At 68.2% G+C, this 19,598-nt stretch carries 17 protein-coding genes; 10 read left to right on the top strand and 7 right to left on the bottom strand.

The genetic code is table 11. The annotated features are described in order from the left end of the window. Positions 1-29 precede the first annotated feature (29 nt). Positions 30-740 (bottom strand): CPBP family intramembrane glutamic endopeptidase, BDIM_20840 family, encoded by a 711-nt coding sequence (locus J2X45_RS13015; RefSeq protein WP_310215397.1) that lies wholly within the window; start codon positions 738-740, stop codon positions 30-32. Between the two features lie 56 nt (positions 741-796). After that, positions 797-1,852 (bottom strand): helix-turn-helix domain-containing protein, encoded by a 1,056-nt coding sequence (locus J2X45_RS13010; protein WP_310215395.1) that lies wholly within the window; start codon positions 1,850-1,852, stop codon positions 797-799. Positions 1,853-2,003: 151 nt separating this feature from the next. Between J2X45_RS13010 and J2X45_RS13005 the strand changes: the two genes are divergently transcribed. After that, the gene (locus tag J2X45_RS13005; RefSeq protein WP_310215393.1) at positions 2,004-3,059 is read left to right on the top strand and encodes a DUF2855 family protein; all 1,056 of its coding nucleotides are present in this window, start codon (positions 2,004-2,006) and stop codon (positions 3,057-3,059) included. Positions 3,060-3,067: 8 nt separating this feature from the next. Here the strand turns inward: J2X45_RS13005 and J2X45_RS13000 are convergent, their stop codons facing one another. Beyond that, positions 3,068-3,694 (bottom strand): glutathione S-transferase, encoded by a 627-nt coding sequence (locus J2X45_RS13000; RefSeq protein ID WP_310215391.1) that lies wholly within the window; start codon positions 3,692-3,694, stop codon positions 3,068-3,070. Between the two features lie 104 nt (positions 3,695-3,798). On the opposite strand from J2X45_RS13000, the gene J2X45_RS12995 reads away from it, so the two are divergent. Together J2X45_RS12995 and J2X45_RS12990 are read left to right on the top strand one after the other, a co-directional pair. Beyond that, positions 3,799-5,493: an acyl-CoA dehydrogenase family protein gene (locus J2X45_RS12995; RefSeq protein ID WP_310215388.1), complete on the top strand. Its 1,695-nt coding sequence runs from the start codon at positions 3,799-3,801 to the stop codon at positions 5,491-5,493. Positions 5,494-5,645: 152 nt separating this feature from the next. After that, a complete protein-coding gene (locus tag J2X45_RS12990; RefSeq protein ID WP_310215386.1) occupies positions 5,646-7,256 on the top strand; it encodes a serine hydrolase in 1,611 nt (536 codons plus the stop codon). Positions 7,257-7,290: 34 nt separating this feature from the next. Here J2X45_RS12990 and ccrA read toward each other — a convergent pair whose 3' ends face one another. Then, the gene (ccrA, locus tag J2X45_RS12985) at positions 7,291-8,565 is read right to left on the bottom strand and encodes a crotonyl-CoA carboxylase/reductase (RefSeq protein ID WP_310215383.1); all 1,275 of its coding nucleotides are present in this window, start codon (positions 8,563-8,565) and stop codon (positions 7,291-7,293) included. A gap of 257 nt (positions 8,566-8,822) precedes the next feature. Between ccrA and J2X45_RS12980 the strand changes: the two genes are divergently transcribed. The 5 genes from J2X45_RS12980 (at position 8,823) to J2X45_RS12960 (ending at position 13,511) form a co-directional block, all read left to right on the top strand. Beyond that, positions 8,823-9,518 carry a hypothetical protein gene (locus J2X45_RS12980; RefSeq protein ID WP_310215381.1) on the top strand — a complete coding sequence of 232 codons (696 nt, stop codon included), beginning with the start codon at positions 8,823-8,825 and terminating at the stop codon, positions 9,516-9,518. 5 nt (positions 9,519-9,523) lie between these two features. Further along, the gene (locus J2X45_RS12975) at positions 9,524-10,255 is read left to right on the top strand and encodes an enoyl-CoA hydratase/isomerase family protein (protein ID WP_310215379.1); all 732 of its coding nucleotides are present in this window, start codon (positions 9,524-9,526) and stop codon (positions 10,253-10,255) included. A 116-nt stretch (positions 10,256-10,371) separates the two neighbouring features. Next, positions 10,372-10,632: a hypothetical protein gene (locus tag J2X45_RS12970; RefSeq protein WP_310215376.1), complete on the top strand. Its 261-nt coding sequence runs from the start codon at positions 10,372-10,374 to the stop codon at positions 10,630-10,632. 97 nt (positions 10,633-10,729) lie between these two features. After that, a complete protein-coding gene (locus J2X45_RS12965; protein WP_310215374.1) occupies positions 10,730-12,718 on the top strand; it encodes a protein meaA in 1,989 nt (662 codons plus the stop codon). Positions 12,719-12,749: 31 nt separating this feature from the next. After that, the gene (locus J2X45_RS12960; protein WP_310215372.1) at positions 12,750-13,511 is read left to right on the top strand and encodes a hypothetical protein; all 762 of its coding nucleotides are present in this window, start codon (positions 12,750-12,752) and stop codon (positions 13,509-13,511) included. 37 nt (positions 13,512-13,548) lie between these two features. On the opposite strand, the gene J2X45_RS12955 is transcribed toward J2X45_RS12960, so the two are convergent. From J2X45_RS12955 to J2X45_RS12945, 3 genes are read right to left on the bottom strand one after another with little or no spacing between them, the layout of a single operon-like run. Beyond that, complete coding sequence (locus tag J2X45_RS12955; RefSeq protein ID WP_310215369.1) at positions 13,549-14,928, bottom strand: MFS transporter; 1,380 nt, start codon at positions 14,926-14,928, stop codon at positions 13,549-13,551. Between the two features lie 52 nt (positions 14,929-14,980). Further along, complete coding sequence (locus J2X45_RS12950; protein ID WP_310215366.1) at positions 14,981-15,358, bottom strand: DUF1801 domain-containing protein; 378 nt, start codon at positions 15,356-15,358, stop codon at positions 14,981-14,983. Between the two features lie 13 nt (positions 15,359-15,371). Continuing rightward, positions 15,372-15,857, bottom strand: coding sequence for an SRPBCC family protein (locus J2X45_RS12945; RefSeq protein WP_310215364.1), 486 nt, complete (start codon positions 15,855-15,857; stop codon positions 15,372-15,374). Positions 15,858-16,125: 268 nt separating this feature from the next. On the opposite strand from J2X45_RS12945, the gene J2X45_RS12940 reads away from it, so the two are divergent. Both J2X45_RS12940 and J2X45_RS12935 read left to right on the top strand, forming a co-directional pair. Then, positions 16,126-16,890: an SDR family oxidoreductase gene (locus tag J2X45_RS12940; RefSeq protein ID WP_310215361.1), complete on the top strand. Its 765-nt coding sequence runs from the start codon at positions 16,126-16,128 to the stop codon at positions 16,888-16,890. A gap of 78 nt (positions 16,891-16,968) precedes the next feature. Next, positions 16,969-19,521: a response regulator gene (locus tag J2X45_RS12935; RefSeq protein WP_310215358.1), complete on the top strand. Its 2,553-nt coding sequence runs from the start codon at positions 16,969-16,971 to the stop codon at positions 19,519-19,521. Positions 19,522-19,598: the final 77 nt, after the last annotated feature.

Raw genomic sequence — 19,598 nt, 5'->3', positions numbered from 1 at the left:
CATTGTCCCGGTGACAATCCGGGCAGGTCTCAGATCAGCAGGGATGCGGCGTTGCCCAGATTGTGCATCAGCACCGGCAGCAAGAGGCTTCCCGTGCGCAGACGCACCCAGACGGCGATCAGCGAGGGGCCGGCGGTCAGGGCGAAGACGAGCGGCTCGAACGAGACCTCGCCCTTGGAGACGCCAAACGCGTGAGCCAGGCCGAACAGGGCGCAGGACAGCGCAGCGCCCCAACTCCATTCGACGCCGAGGAAACGAACCCGGCCGGTGAAGGCGCGGTCCAGGGCCAGCAGCAGGACGCCGCGATAGAAGGCCTCTTCCTCAAGGCCCGGCATGGTCAGCTGGAAGGCCAGGGTCTCCGCGTTTGCGGGGTCGTTCGGAAACGCCAGGGCCAGGCCGACGAACAACAACGCATAGAGGCCCGCGACGACGAGCGGTCCCTTGAGATGGTCTTGTCGCCAGGTCAGACCGCTCGCGCGCCAGCCCAGAACGGGCAGGGCGGCCAGGGCCAGGGTCGCGGCCAGGGCCGCCAGCTTGCCCTGCCAGTTCCAGTCGCCGCCGATCAGGTCCGGGACCAGGCGATAGACCCGGGTCAGCAGGGCGTCGTTGAGCAGGACCAGTCCCGCCGCCGCGAAGAGCCAGCGAAACGAGACGGCGCTGCGTCCGCCGAAAAGCGCGATGACCCCGCCGGTCAAAAATAGCAGCGCCAGGATCGCGCCGATGCTCAATAGTCCGTCCATAATCTCGCCTCGTGATGGGAGGCAAGGGCTTAGGCCGGCGGCAGTACGCGCGCTTCTCAGAACACGGCGGGGCGTTCCTCAGGAGTCGGCGCGTGTCGGAAGGCGCTGGGCGGGCGGCCCTCCACAGCCTGGAAGGCGCGGTTGAACGAGGCCAGCGAGGCAAAGCCGCTGTCGAGCGCGATGGCGATCAGCTTGTCTTCAGCCCGCGTCGGATCGGCCAGCAGCCGCCTGGCCTCGGCCACCCGACAGGCGTTCAGGAAGGCGCGGAAGTGGTCGTGCCCGAGGCGATGGTTGATCAGGCGCCGCACCGTGCGTTCCGGCGCGCCCATTCGGCGCACGACGTCGGCGAAGTCGAGATCGGGGGCCAGGTGGATCTTCTCAACCTCGACCAGCACGCGCAGGCGCTCGACCAGACGCGCTTCGTCGCCTTGGGCCGGAGTGAGGCTTCGCCCTCGCACGCTTGGGCTGGCGGGCGCGGGGACCGGCAACAGGCGAAGGGCCAGCCAGGCGGCGAAGGCGAGGAATGCCGCGTTTTGCAGGATGGTGAAGCCGTGCGGGCCCCAGTCCAGCCCCATGACCAGGTCGACCATAAAGTCGGCTCCCAACTGGCCGGCGAGCAGCAGCACCACCAGCAAGCGGGCGCGGCGGCTCTCATCCACCAGGTCGCCCGCGCGGTCGCGGACCAGGCGCCAGGCCAGATAGGCCAGCATCGAGACGCCCAGCGCGATGAGCGCCCACGACAGTCCGCGACTTTCCAGCGCGGGACCAAAGAGGCCTCGGTCGGCGCTGGCGATCATCAGCCAGGCCAGGCCCGCAATGAGCACGCCGCCGCGCGGACGAAACAGCGGATCGAAGCTGGCCAGACAGAACCACCACAGGAAGACGGCGGCGTAGCCGGCGATCAGGGCGCCCACCGTTCCAAGCGGGCCGCTCAATCGCAGAGTCGGTTCAGGCGTGTTGCCGGCCAGGAAGCCCACCAGGCAGACCGCCATGGGGGCGAAGTAGATCGCGACGCGGCGCGTCCTGGGGTCACGCGCCAAGAGGATGGCCAACAGCAGCAGCAGGGTGGCGCCGGCGACCCGAACGATCACATCGAGCTGGTTGATGTCCATGAGGCTCCGGAGCGCGGCTTGTGCGCGGGTCTAGCACGAACCGCGCGGTCGAGCCTCCCATCCGGCCGAGATCGCTCCAACGCGGCGAACGTTTGTTTGACGGGCGTTCGGTCGCCGCCTAGCTTCCCGCCAAAGCATCAGGGAGGCCCCCATGGCCTGGGATTTCGTCGTCGCCAAGAGCGATCTGCGCCGCACTGAAGTCCAGGACGTCCCGTCGTCGCCTCTGGCCGATGGCGAGGTGCGTCTGGCGATCGAAAGCTTCGCCCTGACGGCTAACAACATCACCTACGCCGTGTTCGGCGAGATGATGAAGTATTGGGATTTCTTCCCGACGGCGGATGACTTTGGCCGCGTGCCGGTCTGGGGCTTCGCGCGGGTCGAGGCCAGCAACCATCCCGGCCTCGAGGTCGGCCAGCGGTTCTACGGCTACTGGCCGATGTCCACCCACCTGACCGTGACGCCCAAGGTCGGCAAGGCTGGGTTCGCCGACGTCGCGCCGCACCGCCAGCACCTGGCGGCGGTCTATAATCAGTACATGGCCGTGGGCGATGAAAGCCCGCTGGAGGCCCATACGGCGCTGCTGCAGCCGCTGTTCATCACCTCGTTTCTGATTGACGACCAACTGGATGAGGCGGGCTTCCACGGCGCCAAGAGCGTGATCCTGTCCAGCGCCTCGTCCAAGACCGCCATCGCCTTGGCGGCGCTGCTGAAGAAACGCGGCGGCGTCAACGTGGTTGGCCTGACCTCGCCGCGTAACCAAGCGTTTGTCGAGGGGCTGGGTTTCTACGATCAGGTGGTGCTGTACGGCGACCTGCCGACCGCGCCGATCGCCGGACCGACGGTGTTCGTCGACTTCGCCGGCGACTCGGCGGTTCTAGCGGCGGTGCACAACCGCTTCGCCGACGGCCTGAAGGCCTCGATCCTGGTCGGCGGCACCCACTGGGAGGCGCCACGCGCCCAGGTCGCGCTGCCGGGGCCTCAGCCGGCCTTCTTCTTCGCGCCCGACCGGGTGGCCAAGCGTCGCCAGGACTGGCCGGGCGGCGAGTTCGACCAGCGCTACGGCGCGGCCTGGGCGCCGTTCGTGGCCGACGCGCCGCGCTGGCTGAAGGTCGAGGAAGGCCTAGGCCAGGACGCCGTGCGCGCGGCCTACCTGGCCCAGGTGGACGGCGGGACCGCGCCGGACGTCGGCGTGGTCCTGCGGCCCTAGGACGGAGCTTAAGCTCCCAGCGCGTACGGCCCGCCCTTGTCGAGCGCGGTCTTCCAGGCCGGACGGGCGTGCATGCGGCCGATCCAGGCGGCCATGTGCGGATAGTCCGCCAGCTTGCCCATGGCCTTGGCGACCTCGGGCACGAAGCTCATCTGGATGTCGGCGCCGGTCAGGCTGTCGCCGACGAAAAACTCGCTGCCCGCCAGGCTCTGGTCGACATACGACAGGTGGTTGGCGATCTCGGACTGGATGCGCGGGTGCAGCGGCGCGCCGGCCTCGCCCAGGCGGCCGACATACATGTTGAGCATCAGCGGCAGCATGGCCGAGCCCTCGGCGTAGTGCAGCCACTGCTGGTAGCGGTCATAGTCGGCGCTGGCGGCGTCCGGGGCCAGGCGACCGCCGCCGTGGCGGCGGATGACATAGTCGATGATCGCGCCGGACTCGATGACGACCAGCTCGCCGTCCTGGATCACCGGTGATTTGCCCAGCGGGTGGACGTCCGTCAGCGACGGCGGCGCCAGGCGGGTCTGCGGATCGCGCTTGTGCTGGACGATCTCGTAGGGGAGCGAAAGCTCCTCCAGAAGCCACAGAATCCGCTGCGAGCGCGACTCGTTGAGGTGGTGGACCTTGAGCACGTTTCATCCCCTATTTTGTGGTTATGCTGCATTGCGGCATTGCTCGCAGGTGCGAAAAGGGCCACAGTGAAAGAAAACAACTGTTTGGGCGCGGGGAGCAAGCCATGACCGACACGGTCGCCGAGAAGACCAACGAGACCCTGATCCTGCCTGGCCTGACGGGCCTGCTGCGTGAGGCCGCCGACGCGGCGGGGCTGTTCGTGGCCGAGGCCAAGCCGGCGGTCCTGGCGCACATCGCGCCGAACGGCGGCAAGGTCGATCGCAAGCTCGCCGACGTCCACCAGCACCGCGTCCACGGCTATGGCTGGTACGCCTCCTACGCCGAGCTGATGAACCAGGTCGCCGGTTGGGCCGAGCGACTGGAGGCTGAAGGTCGCTTTGGTGAAATCGAGGCCCTGCTGGCCCAGCTGCTGTTCTCCGAATACTGCGCCCAGCTGGTCGGCGGCGTGCCGATGAACCAGGGCGAGATCGTTCGTCCCGCGCACCTTGTCGAAGACCGCGCGGTGCTGAACCGCCTCTATTCCAACGGCCTGATGAAGCTGATGGTCGAGGGCGGGACCCAGGCCGTGAAGGCCCGCATCGCTCAGCGCCTGGCCGAGGCCCGCGGTCGCCCGACCCTCGAACAGACCGGTCTCGACGAGACGTTCGAGATGATCCGCGACCAGTTCCACGCCTTCGCCGAGGAGAAGGTCACCCCCTTCGCCCACGAATGGCACCTGAAGGACGAGCTGATCCCGCTGGAGCTGGTGCAGGAGCTGGGCGAGCTGGGCGTGTTCGGCCTGACCATCCCCGAAGATTTTGGCGGCAGCGGCATGGGCAAGACCGCCATGTGCGTGGTCTCCGAAGAGCTGTCGCGCGCCTGGATCGGCGTCGGGTCGCTGGCCACCCGCTCGGAGATCGCCGGCGAGCTGATCCTGACCGGCGGCACCGACGCCCAGAAGGAATACTGGCTGCCCAAGATCGCCAGCGCGGAGATCCTGCCGACCGCCGTCTTCACCGAGCCGAACACGGGCAGCGACCTTGGCGCCCTGCGCACGCGCGCCGAGCTGAAGGGCGACCAGTATGTGGTGACCGGGAACAAGACCTGGATCACCCACGCCGCCCGCGCCGACGTGATGACCTTGCTGGTCCGCACCGATCCGGCCACCACCGACTATCGCGGCCTTTCGATGCTGCTGGCGCCCAAGCCGCGCGGCGCCGAAGAGGCTCCGTTCCCGGCCGAGGGCATGAGCGGCGGCGAGATCGGGGTGATCGGCTATCGCGGCATGAAGGAATATGAGCTGGGCTTCGACGGCTTCACCGTTCCGGCCGAGAACCTGCTGGGCGGCGTGACCGGCCAGGGCTTCAAGCAGCTGATGGCCACCTTCGAGAGCGCCCGTATCCAGACCGCCGCCCGCGCTGTGGGCGTGGCCCAAGCGGCGCTGGAGGTCGGCCTGTCCTACGCCCTGGATCGCAAGCAGTTCGGCCAGCCGATCTTCGACTTCCCGCGCGTGCACAACAAGCTGGCCATGATGGCCGCCGAGATCATGGGCGTGCGCCAGCTGACCTATTTCGCCGCCCGCCAGAAGGACGAGGGCAAACGCTGCGACCTTGAGGCCGGCATGGCCAAGCTGATCGCCGCCCGCGTCGCCTGGGCCGCCGCCGACAACGCCCTGCAGATCCACGGCGGCAACGGCTTTGCGATGGAATACGCCGCCAGCCGCCTCCTGGCCGACGCGCGGATCCTCAACATCTTCGAGGGCGCCGGCGAGATCCAGGCGCAGGTGATCGCGCGGCGTCTGCTGGACGGCGGGAACTAGGTCCCTCTCCCAGAGGGAGAGGGCGGGGCCCGCGCTGAAAGCGCGGGAGGGTGAGGGGTTTCGCCGCTGACGGTTTACCCCCTCACCTCCCATTGCTACGCAATGGGTCCCTCCTCTCCCTATGGGAGAGGGTTTCCTCTTAGGGACGCCCCATGCTGACCACCACGCGCCGCGCCGCCCTGATCTCGGGTCTCGCCACCACAGGCCTGGCGGCGTTCGGGAACCGGGCCTTCGCGCAAGAGACGGGCGCGGTCGGCGCGGCGGTCGATCAATTCGCCCAAGAGGTCATGGCCGCCTTCCCTGACCAGCCGGGCCTGGGGATCACGGTGGTCGAGAACGGCCAGATCACCCTGGCCAAGGGCTATGGCGTCAAGGCGCTGGGCGGCCAGGACCGCTGCGACGCCAACACGATCTTCGGCATCGCCTCCAACACCAAGGCCATGACCGCCGCCCTGCTGGCCATGCTGGTGGAGGAGGGCAAGGTCGAGTGGGACGCGCCGGTCACGAACTACCTGCCCGACTTTGCGATGAAGGACCCGATCGTCACCAAGCTGCTGACGGTGCGCGACCTCTTGGTACATCGCAGCGGCCTGAGCTTGGGCGCCGGCGACCTGATGATCTGGCCGGCGCCCACCCATACCCGGGCCGAGATCGTGGCGGGCCTGAAATACCTGCCGATCGGCGGCCAGTTCCGGGGCGGCTACGCTTACGACAATGTCCTCTATGTCGTCGCCGGGGCGGTCATCGAGGCGGTGACGGGGCAGACCTGGGAGCAGGTGATCAAGGCGCGGATCTTCGATCCGCTGGGCATGACCAACACCGTCTCCAGTCCGCGCCTCGTCGACCAGTCCCGCCGCGCCCTGCCGCATGCGCGCCTGGGGCCGCCGGTGCGGGGACTGGGGCCGCAGAAGGTGCTGCCGTTCGACGCCAGTTTCGATGCGGCGGGCCCTGCGGGCGGGGTCAACTCGTGTCCCGCCGACATCGGCAAGTGGATGCAGGTCCAACTGGGTCGTGGCCTATCGGCGGACGGAAAGCGTCTGTGGGGCGAGGTCCAGGCCCGCGAGATGTGGAAGCCGCAGACCATCACCAGCTGGTCGGACGGCCCGAGCAACGAGAACCCGGCGCGGCCCTCGATGCAGGCCTATGCGCTGGGCTGGTACGTGCAGGATCACCGGGGCGAGCGGCTGCTGTGGCACACCGGGGGCCTGGCCGGCTTCATCTCCTATACGGGCCTACTGCCGGGGCGGAAGTCCGGCATCATGGTCATGACCAACGCCGAGGAGAACCCGGTGCTGCGGTCACTGCGCTTCGGCGGACCGGACCGGCTGCAGGGCCGCAGCGACTTCGACTGGATCGCCTCGTCCAAGCGCGTCCAGGCCGAGGCCGACGCCCAGACAATCAAGGACGCCGCAGCCGCCACCACGCCCAAGGGCGGCGGCGTTGCGCCCAGCCTGCCGCTGGAGGCCTATGCCGGGGTCTATCGCGATCCCTGGTACGGGACGGTGACCGTTAGCGTCACGGGCAAGGGCAAGAAGAAGGGCCTCTACGTCTCGTTCGACAAGACCCCGCTGCTGCGCGGCAAGCTCGCGCCGTTCGACGGCGAGACCTTCATCGCCATCTTCGAGGACCGCACCCAGGAAGACGCGTTCTTCACCTTCGACATCAAGGACGGCAAGGCGGTCTCGGCCCTGGTCAAGGCGGTCTCGCCGCTGGCCGACTTCAGCTACGACTACCACGACCTGCGGCTGACGTGGGAAGGGTAGAGGCGGACGGCGGGGGCCGCCCGCCTCCACGGCTTCAGCGTTCCCCGCTCAGTTCCTGCACTTCCTCGAAGGTGCGCAGGCCCGGGCGCTGGGCGCAGACCAGAACGGCCATGTTCCCCGGCAGGTGCTGGTTGGCCAGCATCTTCTCGTGGGCGGCCGGGATCTGGTCCCAGGGGAAGACCTCCGACAGACAAGGGTCGACGCGGCGGTCGACGACCAGCTGGTTGGCCGCAGAGGCCTGCATAAGGTTGGCGAAGTGCGAGCCCTGCACGCGCTTCTGGCGCATCCACAGAAAGCGGGCGTCCATGGTCAGGTTGAAGCCCGACGTGCCGGCGCAGATCACGACCATGCCGCCGCGTTTGACCAGGAACACCGACACCGGGAAGGTCTGCTCGCCAGGGTGCTCGAACACCATGTCGACGTCCTTGTTGCCGGTGATCTGCCAGATCGCCTTACCGAACTTGCGGCTTTCCTTCATGTAGTCGTTGAACTCGGGGCCGTTGACCTTCGGCAGCTGGCCCCAGCAGTTGAACTCCTTGCGGTTCAGCACCGCCTTGGCGCCCATCGACAGCACGAACTCGCGCTTGTCGTCGTCGCTGACCACGCCGATGGCGTTGGCGCCGGCCACCGCGGCCAGCTGGGTGGCGAAGACGCCGAGACCGCCCGAGGCGCCCCAGACCAGCACGTTCTGGCCGGGCTTCAGCTCATGCGGCTTGTGGCCGAACAGCATGCGGTAGGCGGTCGCCAGGGTCAGGGTGTAGCAGGCGGCCTCTTCCCAGGTCAGGTGCTTGGGGCGCGGCAGAAGCTGGCGCGACTGCACCCGGCAGAACTGGGCGAAGCTGCCGTCCGGCGTCTCGTAGCCCCAGATACGCTGGCTGGACGAGAACATCGGGTCGCCGCCGTTGCACTCCTCATCGTCGCCGTCGTCCTGGTTACAGTGGATGACGACCTCGTCGCCCAGCTTCCACCGCTTCACCTTGGCGCCGACCTTCCAGACGATGCCCGAGGCGTCGGACCCGGCGATATGGTAAGGTTGCTTGTGACCGTCCAGCGGGCTGATCGGCTCGCCGAGCGCGGCCCAGACGCCGTTGTAGTTGACGCCGGCGGCCATCACGAGAACCAGCACCTCGTCCTCGCCGATCTCCCAGGTGGGCACCACCTCGACCTGCATGGCGGTGGACGGCTTGCCGTGGCGCTCCTTGCGGATGCTCCAGGCGTACATGTTTTTCGGAACGTGGAAGGCCGGCGGGATCTCACCGATCTCGTACAGGTCCTTCAGCTCGGTCTTCTCAAGCGTCTCGGTCGTCATCTCACTCCCCGTTCCTTCCGCGCCGCAACCCATCTCGCGGTGCAGCAACGCGCAAAGGTCAAACTCGGCTGCGCCGCCCGCCAGTCGAAACGCGAAAAAGTTCCGCCGGCAGGTCATTTTTGGCTCTCGGGCGCAAGAACTCGCCCAGAAGGGCCCTACGCTGAGACAACTGTTTGAAACTGGCAAGCAGAATCTTTGTGCGGCGCAACATGATGCGCCGCCTTGCCGCATGGTCCCGTTTGCGACAGCGTGGCCCCATGACCCGCGAGGCTCTTCTGGATCGTGTGCGACAGGATCGCGCCGCCGCCCTGGCGCAAGCCTGGTTCGGCCTCGCCTTGGGCGCGGTGATGGCCCTGGGCGCGGCGCTCTATGGACGCAGGCACGGGTTCGGCCCGGGCGCGACTCTGGCCCTGACTGCGGGCGGCTCGGTGCTGCTGGCGGCATTGACGCGCCTGATGACGCCCAAACCCGACTATGCGGGCGGTCGCCTTGAGGCTCGCGCCACCGTGGCCGGGACTCTGGTGGCCATCGCCTTCCTCGCCACCTTCGTGACGGCGTTGGTCTATGCGTTTTCGGAGCCAAGTCTTTGGCGACGCGGCGAACTGCTGGTCGCCCTGGTCTTCGTGGCCGTGCTGATGGTGATGAACTGGGGTGTCGCCCTGGGCCCGGCGCCGATCGTCGTTATCGACGCCGACGGCTTCCATGATCGGCGCGCGACGCGGGGGGGCATCCCCTGGCGCGAGCTTGAGCCGATCGACATCCGCTGGGTGCGCAATCACGCCTACTATCGCCTGCGGCCACGCGATCTTTCCCGCCTCACCTGGCCCGCCCGCCTGAACCTGCTGGTCGGCTTTCCCGGCTTCGCGCTGAACGGCGTGGGGCTCGACCATGGCGAGGGCGACATGCTCCTGGCCATTCACGCTCATCGACCTGATCTGGTCGCCACCCTCTAGGTCTCATGATCCACCTTTCCCATCCCGAGGCCGGCGTCGCGCTGGTCGAGCTGGACGTCGCGCCGGCCAATGTCCTGGCCATGGCCGAACGGGCCCGGCTGCTGGAGGCCTTCGCCGCCATCGACGCAGACCGTACGGTTCGCGTCGCGATTCTCACCGGCCGCCACGGCGCCTTCTGCACCGGCGATGACCTGGCCGAGTCGCTGTCGCGCGACGTGCCCACCCAGACCGCCGCCATCCTGCATTTCCTGAACATGTGCGAGCGCATCGCCGCCGTCCGCGTGCCGGTGATCGCCGCCATCGACGGCTGGTGCATCGGCGGCGGACTGGAGCTGGCGCTCGCCTGCGACATCCGCCTGGCCGGCGCGCGCGCCAGCTTCGCCTGCTCGGCGGTGCGGATGGGTCTGACCGCATCGGCGGATCGCCTGACCCGCCTGGTCGGAGAGAGCCGCGCCAAGCCGCACCTCCTGACCGGCGCGCCCTTCGACGCCGCCCGCGCCCTGGCCGACGGGATCGTGGCCGAGGTTCACCCTTCGGAGGGGCTGTTGCCGGCAGCGCTGGACATGGCCCACGTCATCGCCTCACGCGCCCCACTGGCGATCGAGGCGACCAAAAGGGTGGCGTCGGGCGTGTCGGCGACGGCGGCGGAGATTCCCGCCCTCGCCGCGAGCGCCGATCACGCCGAGGCGCGCGCGGCCTTCATGGCCAAGCGGGCGGCGGTGTTTACGGCGCGGTGATCGGCGCCTAGCTTCCCGCCATGACCACGCCTTCGCCTTCGTCGTTCAAGCCTATCGTTCTCACCGACGCGCAAGGTGTCGCGTTCCTCCAGCGCCATCCCGCGACGAATAAGGTCGTGACGACGCCCGCGAAGGCGGGGCTGATCGAGACGGCGCTGCACTTCCAGGATGGTGTGGCCGTGCCTCCGGACGATCAGTGGACGATGCCGAACGCCAACGTCCCCCAAGATCGTGACGCCGACTTGCGTTTCGAGAACACCGGCCATGCGCCGCCCCTCGGCTTCTGGGTGACCCACCCCGATATCCTCGCCTGGACGACCTCGGCCCTCGAAGACGCGCACGAGGACTGGTGGGTTGAGGTCTGGCTGAAGCGCTAGGGCGTTCGGTTCGCATCCGCGAAATCCATATTGCGCCGCAGCAAAACCCGGCTCATGATCGGCGATAACAAGAACCAAAAAACGCCGGGAGCCCGTCATGTCCGCCAAGCCGTATCAGCACGCGCCCGATCCGCCGTGGATCTTCCGCACCTATGCCGGCCACTCGACGGCGGAGAAGTCGAACGCGCTCTATCGGGCCAACCTCGCCAAGGGACAGACGGGCCTGTCGGTGGCCTTCGACCTGCCCACCCAGACCGGTTATGATCCCGATCACATCCTGGCGCGCGGCGAGGTCGGCAAGGTCGGGGTGCCGATCAGCCATCTGGGCGACATGCGCCAGCTCTTCAGCGAGATCCCGCTGGAGAAGATGAACACCTCCATGACCATCAACGCCCCGGCGGCGTGGCTCCTGGCCATGTACGTGGCGCTGGCCGACGAACAGGGCGCCGATCGCAAGCTGCTGCAGGGCACCACCCAGAACGACCTCATCAAGGAGTATCTCTCGCGCGGCACCTACATCTTCCCGCCGGGCCCGAGCCTGCGGCTGATCGGCGACATGATCGCCTGGTGCTATCGCGAGGTTCCCAAGTGGAACCCGATGAACGTCTGCAGCTACCACCTGCAGGAAGCCGGGGCGACGCCCGAGCAGGAGCTGGCGTTTGCGCTGGCCACCGCCATCAGCGTGCTCGACACGGTCAAGGCCGGCGGCCAGGTCCCCGACGAGGACTTCGAGATCGTCGCCTCGCGGATCAGCTTCTTCGTCAACGCGGGCGTCCGGTTCGTGACAGAGCTGTGCAAGATGCGGTCGTTCACCAAGCTGTGGGACCAGATCCTGCTGGAGCGCTACGGCGTGCAGGACAAGAAGGCCCGCCGGTTCCGCTATGGCGTGCAGGTCAACTCTCTGGGGCTGACCGAGCAGCAGCCCGAGAACAACGTCTACCGCATTCTCATCGAGGCCCTGGCCGTCACGCTCAGCAAGGACGCCCGCTGCCGGGCCCTGCAGCTGCCGGCCTGGAACGAGGCTCTGGGGCTGCCGCGACCGTTCGACCAGCAGTGGTCGCTGCGCCTGCAGCAGGTTCTCGCCTACGAGACCGACCTGCTGGAATACGAGGATCTGTTCGACGGCTCCCACGTCGTCGAGGCCAAGGTCGCCGAACTGTCGAAGGGCGCGCTGGAGCAACTGGCGCTGATCGACGAGATGGGCGGGGCTGCGAGCGCCATCGACTACATGAAGTCCGAGCTCGTCGCCTCCAACGCCAAGCGGGTGCGCGCGGTCGAGACCGGCGACATGACCGTGGTCGGCGTCAACCGCTGGACCGAGACCGAGGCCTCGCCGCTGTCGGCTGGAGAGGGCGCGATCGAGACCGTCGATCCGCGTCTGGAGGCCGAGGTCGTGGCGCGCATCAAGACCTGGCGCGAGGCCCGCGACGCCGCGGCGGTCGAGGCCGCTCTGGCCGACCTGAAAGCCGCCGCCCGAGAGGGCCGCAACGTCATGGAGCCCTCGATCGCGGCCGCCAAGGCCGGCGTCACCACCGGCGAGTGGTCCGGGGCCCTGCGTGAGGTGTTCGGCGAGTATCGCGGCCCGACCGGCGTCGCTGTCGTGGTCTCGACGGGCGAAGCCGAGGACGTCGAGGCGGTGAAGCGCGAGGTCGAACGGGTCTCGCAGATGCTGGGCCGCACGCTCACCTATCTGGTCGGCAAGCCCGGCCTGGACGGTCACTCCAACGGCGCAGAGCAGATCGCCACCCGCGCCCGCGCCTGCGGCATGGAGGTCGTTTATGACGGCATCCGCTCGACGCCGGAGGAGATCGTCCGCCGCGCCAAGGAAAGTCGCGCCCACGTGGTGGGTCTGTCGATCCTGTCGGGCTCGCACCTCGACCTCGTGCAGGAGGTCATCCGCGTGATGCGCGCCGAGGGGCTGGGCGACATCCCCGTGGTGGCCGGCGGCATCATCCCGCCCGAGGACGCTCTGATCCTGAAACAGATGGGCGTGGCGCGGATCTACACGCCCAAGGACTTCAAGATCACCGAGATCATGGGCGACGTGGTGAAGCTGGTGGAGGCGACCGCGCTGGCGGAGGCGTGACATCGGCGCGATGCGCGCCTAGATTGAAACTATGAGCCGCCCTCTGTTCTCGCGTGAGAGGCTGGCGAAGGCCCGCACCTTCGCCTTCTATGCCGCTGTGCTTGGGCTGTTGCTGTTCTGCCGTTGGGCAAGTCAGCCGGTCAACGGCGATGACGGACCAAGTTTCGGCTGGGCGATCATCGTCATGATCGGGGTCGGTTGGCTTCTCTCGCAAGACCGGTTTGAGCGGGTGCTCGGTCGCCTCAACGCCCCCGCGCGCGGCGAATGGAGGACGACCCGCGCCGCGCGCCTCCGGTTGTTGCTGCCGTTCCCGTGCATGATCGTGTTCCTCATCTGGGCGGGCCAGACGGGGTGGGTCCTCTGGAAAATGGCGGACCTGCCGCGGTTGGTCGGCCTGGCGGCGGTCACGCTGCTCCTGGGCGCGCTGACGATCCGCAATATCCTGCAAATCTGGCGCGCCCGGGTCGAACTCCGGATCGATGAGGCGGGCGTGTTCGCCGCGCCGTGGCGGCGAGCGTATGGCTGGGACGAGATCGCCTTCGTCGTCCAGCCGAGCGGGCGGCGCGAGCTTCGCCTGGTGCTCACCGACGCCGCCGCGCAGACGGCGGGGCGTAGCGCGTTGATGACCGCGCCGCTCGCGCCGACGGGACTGTTTCCGAACGAGGCTCTGGCCGCCCTGCGCGCGGTTCAGCCCGACCTGCTGATCGCGCCCTGGACCTCTAACGACGTCGTCCTGCCGATCCGGGGGGCCACGGACCTGCCCGACATCAGCAAGGTCGGGACCTACGGCTGAGCTCAATCTCGCCGATGCTGGCGGAGGTTCGAAACTCCTAATCCCGCCCCAGCCGCCACGCCGCCGCGAAGCCGACCAGGGCCAGGGGCAGGAAGGCGCCGAACAGCAGCACGCCGTGGCTGGTCGCCAGCGCTGCGTCAATGCCGTGGTGGCCAAAGCCCAGCACATTGGCCATCGCCCCTGCGCCCGCCGAGCCGACCGCGCCGCCGATCAGTTGCGAGGTCGGCACCGCGCCAGAGGCCATGGCCTGTTCTTCGCTCGGCGCGCCGGCGATGGTGCGGCGGGCGATGAAGGCGTGACAGAGGCCAAAGCCCGCGCCCAGCACGACGAAGGCGAGCGAGGTCTCGACCAGGTTCCCGCGCGGCACGGCCCAGGCGCTGAGCGCCGCGCCCAGGGCGATGACGCCGGCGCCCAGGCGCACGAAGCGGCCGTCCTTGTGGGCGGGCACATGACCGAAGATCAGGGCGCAGGCGGTCCAGCCGGCGGCGATCGCGCCGGTGACATAGCCCGCCAGCAGCGGCGAGGCGTCGTGGCGGGCCTGGATGAAGGCCGGGCCATAGACGGTGAAGCCGATCACCGCCGCCTCGCAGGCGAAGATGGTCAGGAGGCCAAGCCCCGTGGCGGTGCGCAGGTCGGCGGCGGACTTGGGCAGTAGGCGGTCCTGGGTGCGGGTGTTGGCGGCCAGCATGGCGGCCATGCCCATCACGCCGCCGATGGCCAGGATCACCGCCCAGCGTGGCGAGGTGACGACCCCGGCGCCGCCGATCAGGCTGACGCCGATCACCAGCAAGGCCAGTTGCAGGCTGGGGATGCGGCCGCCGCCGTCTTCGCGCTTGCCGCCCGGCAACATGACCATCACCGCACCGACGAAGATCACCGCCTGCACGACAAACATCCAGAACACCCCGCGCCAGAAGCCGGCGGCGGCGAACAGGCCGCCCAGCGCCGGGCCCAGCAACGTGGCCGCGCCCCAGACGCCGGCGATCGCGCCATAGACGCGCGGCCACAGGCTCTGGGGGAACAGGGCTGTTATGGCGACATAGCAGAGGGCCACCACGGCGCCGGCGCCCAGGCCCTGGACCAGGCGTCCGACGATGAAGGTGACGAACTCCGGCGCCAGGGCGCTCATGGCGCAGCCGATCGCATAGACGAGGCCGCTGATCGCCGTGGCGGCGCGCAGGCCAACCGCGATCGACAGCTTGCCCGAGCAGGTGCCCGCCACGATCGAGCCCGTCAGATAGGCGGCGACCGACCAGCCGAAGTACTGATAGCCGCCGATCTCCTTGGCCACGCTGGGCATGATCGTCGCCGTCACCAGGGTGTCGGCGGCGTTCAGCCAGATGCCCAGGCACAGCAAGGCGAAGCGGGGCACGAGGGCCTTGTCGACCAGGCGCGCAGGGGCGGGGGCGGAACTCATGCCGGCGCACATGGCCCTTTTCGCCGCCCGCGCCAAGGGTGTTCTGCGCGCCTCAGGTCTCCGAGACGTGTTGGACCCAGCGCGCGCAAAGGTCACGCAAAGACGACGCCGTCGCTTCGACCGCTTGCAAGTCCTTGAACACCATGACGCCCCGATCGGGCGCTGGCCATCGTCCGAGACCCCCGGGGTCATCGAAGCGGAAATCGACGGTGTCCTTCGGCTTGGCGCCGCGATGGAGGACGAGGCGCACGCCGCCGCGTCGCTCCAAGCCCAGGGTGATCAGATCGTCGTCGCCAAGCGCGAAGCTGGGCGCGTTCCACTTGATGCGCTCGGCGAGGAAGGGAGCGGCGCTGGTGACGATCGCCCTTAGCCGCTCGACCGTGGAGCGCGTTTCCGGATCCAGGCGCGCCAGAAAATCGCTGACTGTCACTCTGGATGATCGCTCAGAGCGTCTTGGCCAGGGCCGTCAGCTGGTCGGTGGCGACGCCCCAGCCCTCGTGGAAACCCATCTGCTCGTGGGCCGTCTTGTCCTCGGCGGTCCAGTGGCGGGCTACGGCGCGGTAGCGGGTCTTGCCGTCGCCGAGATCCTCGAAGGTGACGATCCCGACCATGAAGGGCTTGTCCGACGGCTTCCAGGTCTCGGTGAAGGCGTCGGTGAAGACGAGCTTCTGGTTCGGAACCACCTCCAGATAGACGCCCGGCTGGGGCACGACTTCGCCGTTCGGGCCGTTCATCTCCATGTAGCTGTTGCCGCCCGAGCGCACATCCTGGCGCACGTCCGAGACAAACCAGGGCTTGGGACAGAACCATTCCGGGAGCAGCTCCGGGGTCGTCCAGCATCGATAGAGCTTCTCGGCGGGGACGTCGATGATGCGTTCCAGCACAAGGTCGCGGCTATCGTCGATGGCGGCGGTGGTGTCGAGCGGCATGGGCGTGTCTCCGTGTTGGCGTGATCTTGCCTCAAGGACGCGTCGATGGCGCGCGAGCCGACAGGGGGGCAATAGAAATCCTCCCCTCAGCGGGGGAGGCGGTCCGAAGGACCGGAGGGGGAAGTGCTTGAGCGCCTGCCTCTTCCCCCTCCTTCGTCGCTCCGCGCTGACACCTCGCACGCGAGGGGGAGGATTTTCGCGCGCTTGACCCTGCGCTTCACCCGCCGCACTGTATTCAAAATTCAAACAAGTGTTTGGGATGCGCGACATGAACCTCTTCGACCTCTCCGGCAAGGTGGCGATCATCACCGGGTCCTCGCGCGGGATCGGCAAGGCGATCGCCGAGCGGATGGCCGAGCACGGGGCCAAGGTGGTGATCTCCTCGCGCAAGGCCGGACCCTGCGAGGAGGTGGCTGCGGAACTGAACGCCAAGCACGGCGCGGGGACCGCCATCGCCGTCCCCGCCAACATCGCCTCCAAGGAAGAGCTTCAGGCCCTCGTCGATGAGACCCGCAAGGCGTTCAGCAAGATCGACATCTGCGTCTGCAACGCCGCCAGCAATCCCTATTACGGACCCCTGGCCGGGATCGCCGACGACCAGTTCCGGAAGATTCTGGACAACAACATCATCAGCAATCACTGGCTGATTTCGATGGTCGCCCCCGAGATGCAGGCCCGCAAGGACGGCTCGATCATTATCATCAGCTCGATCGGCGGCCTGCGCGGCACCGCCATCATCGGCGCCTACAACATTTCCAAGGCGGCCGACTTCCAGCTGGCGCGGAACCTGGCGCACGAGTTCGGACCCGACAATGTGCGCGTCAACTGCATCGCGCCGGGCTTGATCAAGACCGATTTCGCCAAGGCGCTGTGGGACAATCCAGAGACGCTGAAGCGCTCGACCACGGGCGTGCCGCTGCGCCGGATCGGCGAGCCGGACGAGATCGCCGGGGCGGCTGTCTATCTGGCCTCGAAGGCCGGCAGCTTCATGACGGGACAAGCCATGGTGGTCGACGGCGGCGCGACGATCTAGCCTGCAATCAGGACGTCAACCTTAACCCGTCCTACATTTCTACCCGCGAAGGCTTGCTGTGGATTCCAGGAAACGGACTTGCGGCGCCTTCTGATCTTCCTCGCGGTCTTGACCACCTTCGGCGCCACCAGCGCCTGGGGCAAGAGCAACGCGCCCCTGGCTCAGCGGCTCGAGCAATTGAGCCAGGAGATCGGCGCGCACGAAATGCGCGCGCCGTCCCGCGACAACGAGGACATCGAGCGCGCCGGTCGCAGGGCCCTGAGCGAGCGAGGCCAGCTCCGCCTGTATGGCCTCTGGCGGGTGCTCTACGCCTACAAGAGCAACCAGCTTCAGCAGCCGTTCGACGCCTGGGCGAAGCAGGCGCGTGAGGTGGCCGCGCGCGAAAAGGACGCGAGCCTTGCGACTCTCGTCGACCTGGAGACCCTGGCCTATCGTCACGAGAGCGGTGGCTATCAGGCTTTCAAGGACGCCGACTGGGATCGCTTCCTCAAGCAGTCCGGCCCTGACATCCGGTCCATGGCGGGCATAGAGCGCGTTCGGCATCTGGGTCAGATCGGCCGCTGGGCGGAGGCCGCGCGCCTGGCCGCCGAACTGACCACTGATCTGGAGCGCCGGGGCCGTATCGCCCAGCCGCTGCTGGCCGAGCTGCATCAGGTGCACAGCTACACGCTGTCGGACATCGGCGACAAGGAGGGCGCCCTCGACCACATGACCCAGGCGGCCGCGCTCGACGAGCGGGACGCCTTCTATGTCCGCAAGATCGAGCGGATCTACGACATCGCCTTTACGGCGGCCGACCTCGGCGAACTGAGCGCCGCAGAGCGTTTCGCGGCGCTTCATCACAAGCTGACGCTGGCCGACGGCGATACGGCGCTGCTGACCTGGGATCGGTATCTCTGCGCCAGGATCGCCGGCCTGCGCGAGGCGCCGGCCAAGGTGATGGCCTGCCTGGCGCCGGCCGCGGACATGCTGGCCAAGCCCGACCGTCGTCTGCAGGTGCGGATGCTGGCGCAGCGTGCGCTCGCCGCCGCGCAACTGGGTCAGGCCCAGGCCGCGCAGCGCGACCTGGATCAGCTGAGAACCATTCCCGAAGACCTGGCCACGCGCGACCTGCCGCTTGAGGCGCTGGTCGAGGCCTATATCGATCAAGGCCAGGGGCGCAGCGCCGAAGCCTTCCGCAAGCTCGACGCCTGGCGCAAGGCCGATAGCCGGGCCGCGAGCAAGGTCCACGCCCGCAGCGTGGCCGAGATGTCCGCTGCGCTGGAAAGCGAACTGCGGGCCAAGCGCGACGAGAGCCGCCGCCTGGCCGAAGAGGTCCGCCTCTCCCGCAGCCTGGCGCGCGCCTCGGTGGTGATCGCGCTCTTGCTGGGCGTGCTGGTCGCCGGCGCGGCGGCGTGGGCGGTGCATCAGCGGCGGGCGTCTGGACGCCTCAAGGGCGCGCAGCAGCGGGCCGAAGCCGCCAGCACCGCCAAGTCGGCCTTCCTGGCGGTGATGAGCCATGAACTGCGCACACCGCTGAACGGCATGCTGGGCCTGGCCCAGGCGCTGCGATCCGGTGACCTGACCGACGAGCAGCGCGATCAGGTCGATCTGATCCTCGACAGCGGCGACACGCTGCTGGTGCTGCTCAACGACATTCTCGACCTGTCCAAGATCGAAGCGGGCAAGCTGGAGATCGCGCCGACGGTCGGTGACATCGTCCAGACCGCTGGGCGTCTGGTCGGCGGCTATCAGCCCACCGCGCGCGAGAAGGGCGTCGCCCTGACCTTCAGGCTGGAGGGCGAGGCCCCCGGACCGCTGATGTTCGACGGCGTGCGCGTACGGCAATGCCTGAGCAATCTGGTCTCCAACGCGCTGAAGTTCACGACGCACGGCAAGGTCGAGGTCGCGCTGGCCTGCTATCCCGAGCCGGATGATCGCGTGCGCGTGCGCCTGCGTGTGGCCGACACCGGCATCGGCATGAACGAGGCCACGGTCGCCAAGCTGTTCCGCCCCTTCACCCAGGCCGACGCCTCGACGACGCGCAACTTCGGCGGCACGGGCCTTGGCCTGAACATCACCCGGCGTCTGGTCGAGATGATGCGCGGCGACATCAAGGTCGAGAGCGAGGAGGGCGTGGGTTCGGTCTTCACCATCGAGATGGTCGTCGACCAGGCCGAAGCGCTGGCCCCCCAGGCGCGCGAGGCGGATGGCGCCGAGGAGGAGGTCGGCTTCGCCGCCCTGCAGGGGCGCCGCGTGCTGGTGGTCGACGACCATCCGGTGAACCGGCGGGTCATCCGCCTGTTCCTGGAGCCGTTCGAGTGCGATCTCGTCGAGGCCGAGGACGGCCAGCAAGCGCTGGGCGCGCTGGAGCGCGAGGCCGTCGACATCGTGCTGATGGACGTCAACATGCCGGTCATGGACGGGCTGGAGGCGACACGTCGCCTGCGGATGGACCCGCGTTTCCGTCGCTTGCCCGTCATCGCCCTGACCGCTGACGTGATGTCGGCCCAGATCAAGACCTGCCTCGACGCCGGCTGCGACGCGCACGTCGCCAAGCCGATTGACCTGCGGAATCTCCTGTCGGCGATGGACCGCTGCCTGGCGCGGGGCGTCGCCCGTGAAGCCGCAGCGGGGCTGAGCGCGATTTAAGGGTTGGGGTTTTGCAAGGCGGACTTTGCTAAGGGCTGAGTGGGGCGCGGGCTCAGTGCGTCCTTTGAGGTTCGCCT

The sequence above is a fragment of the Caulobacter sp. BE264 genome, from assembly GCF_031457805.1.
GTDB lineage: Bacteria > Pseudomonadota > Alphaproteobacteria > Caulobacterales > Caulobacteraceae > Caulobacter.
This window is presented reverse-complemented; position numbering and strand designations above follow the sequence as displayed.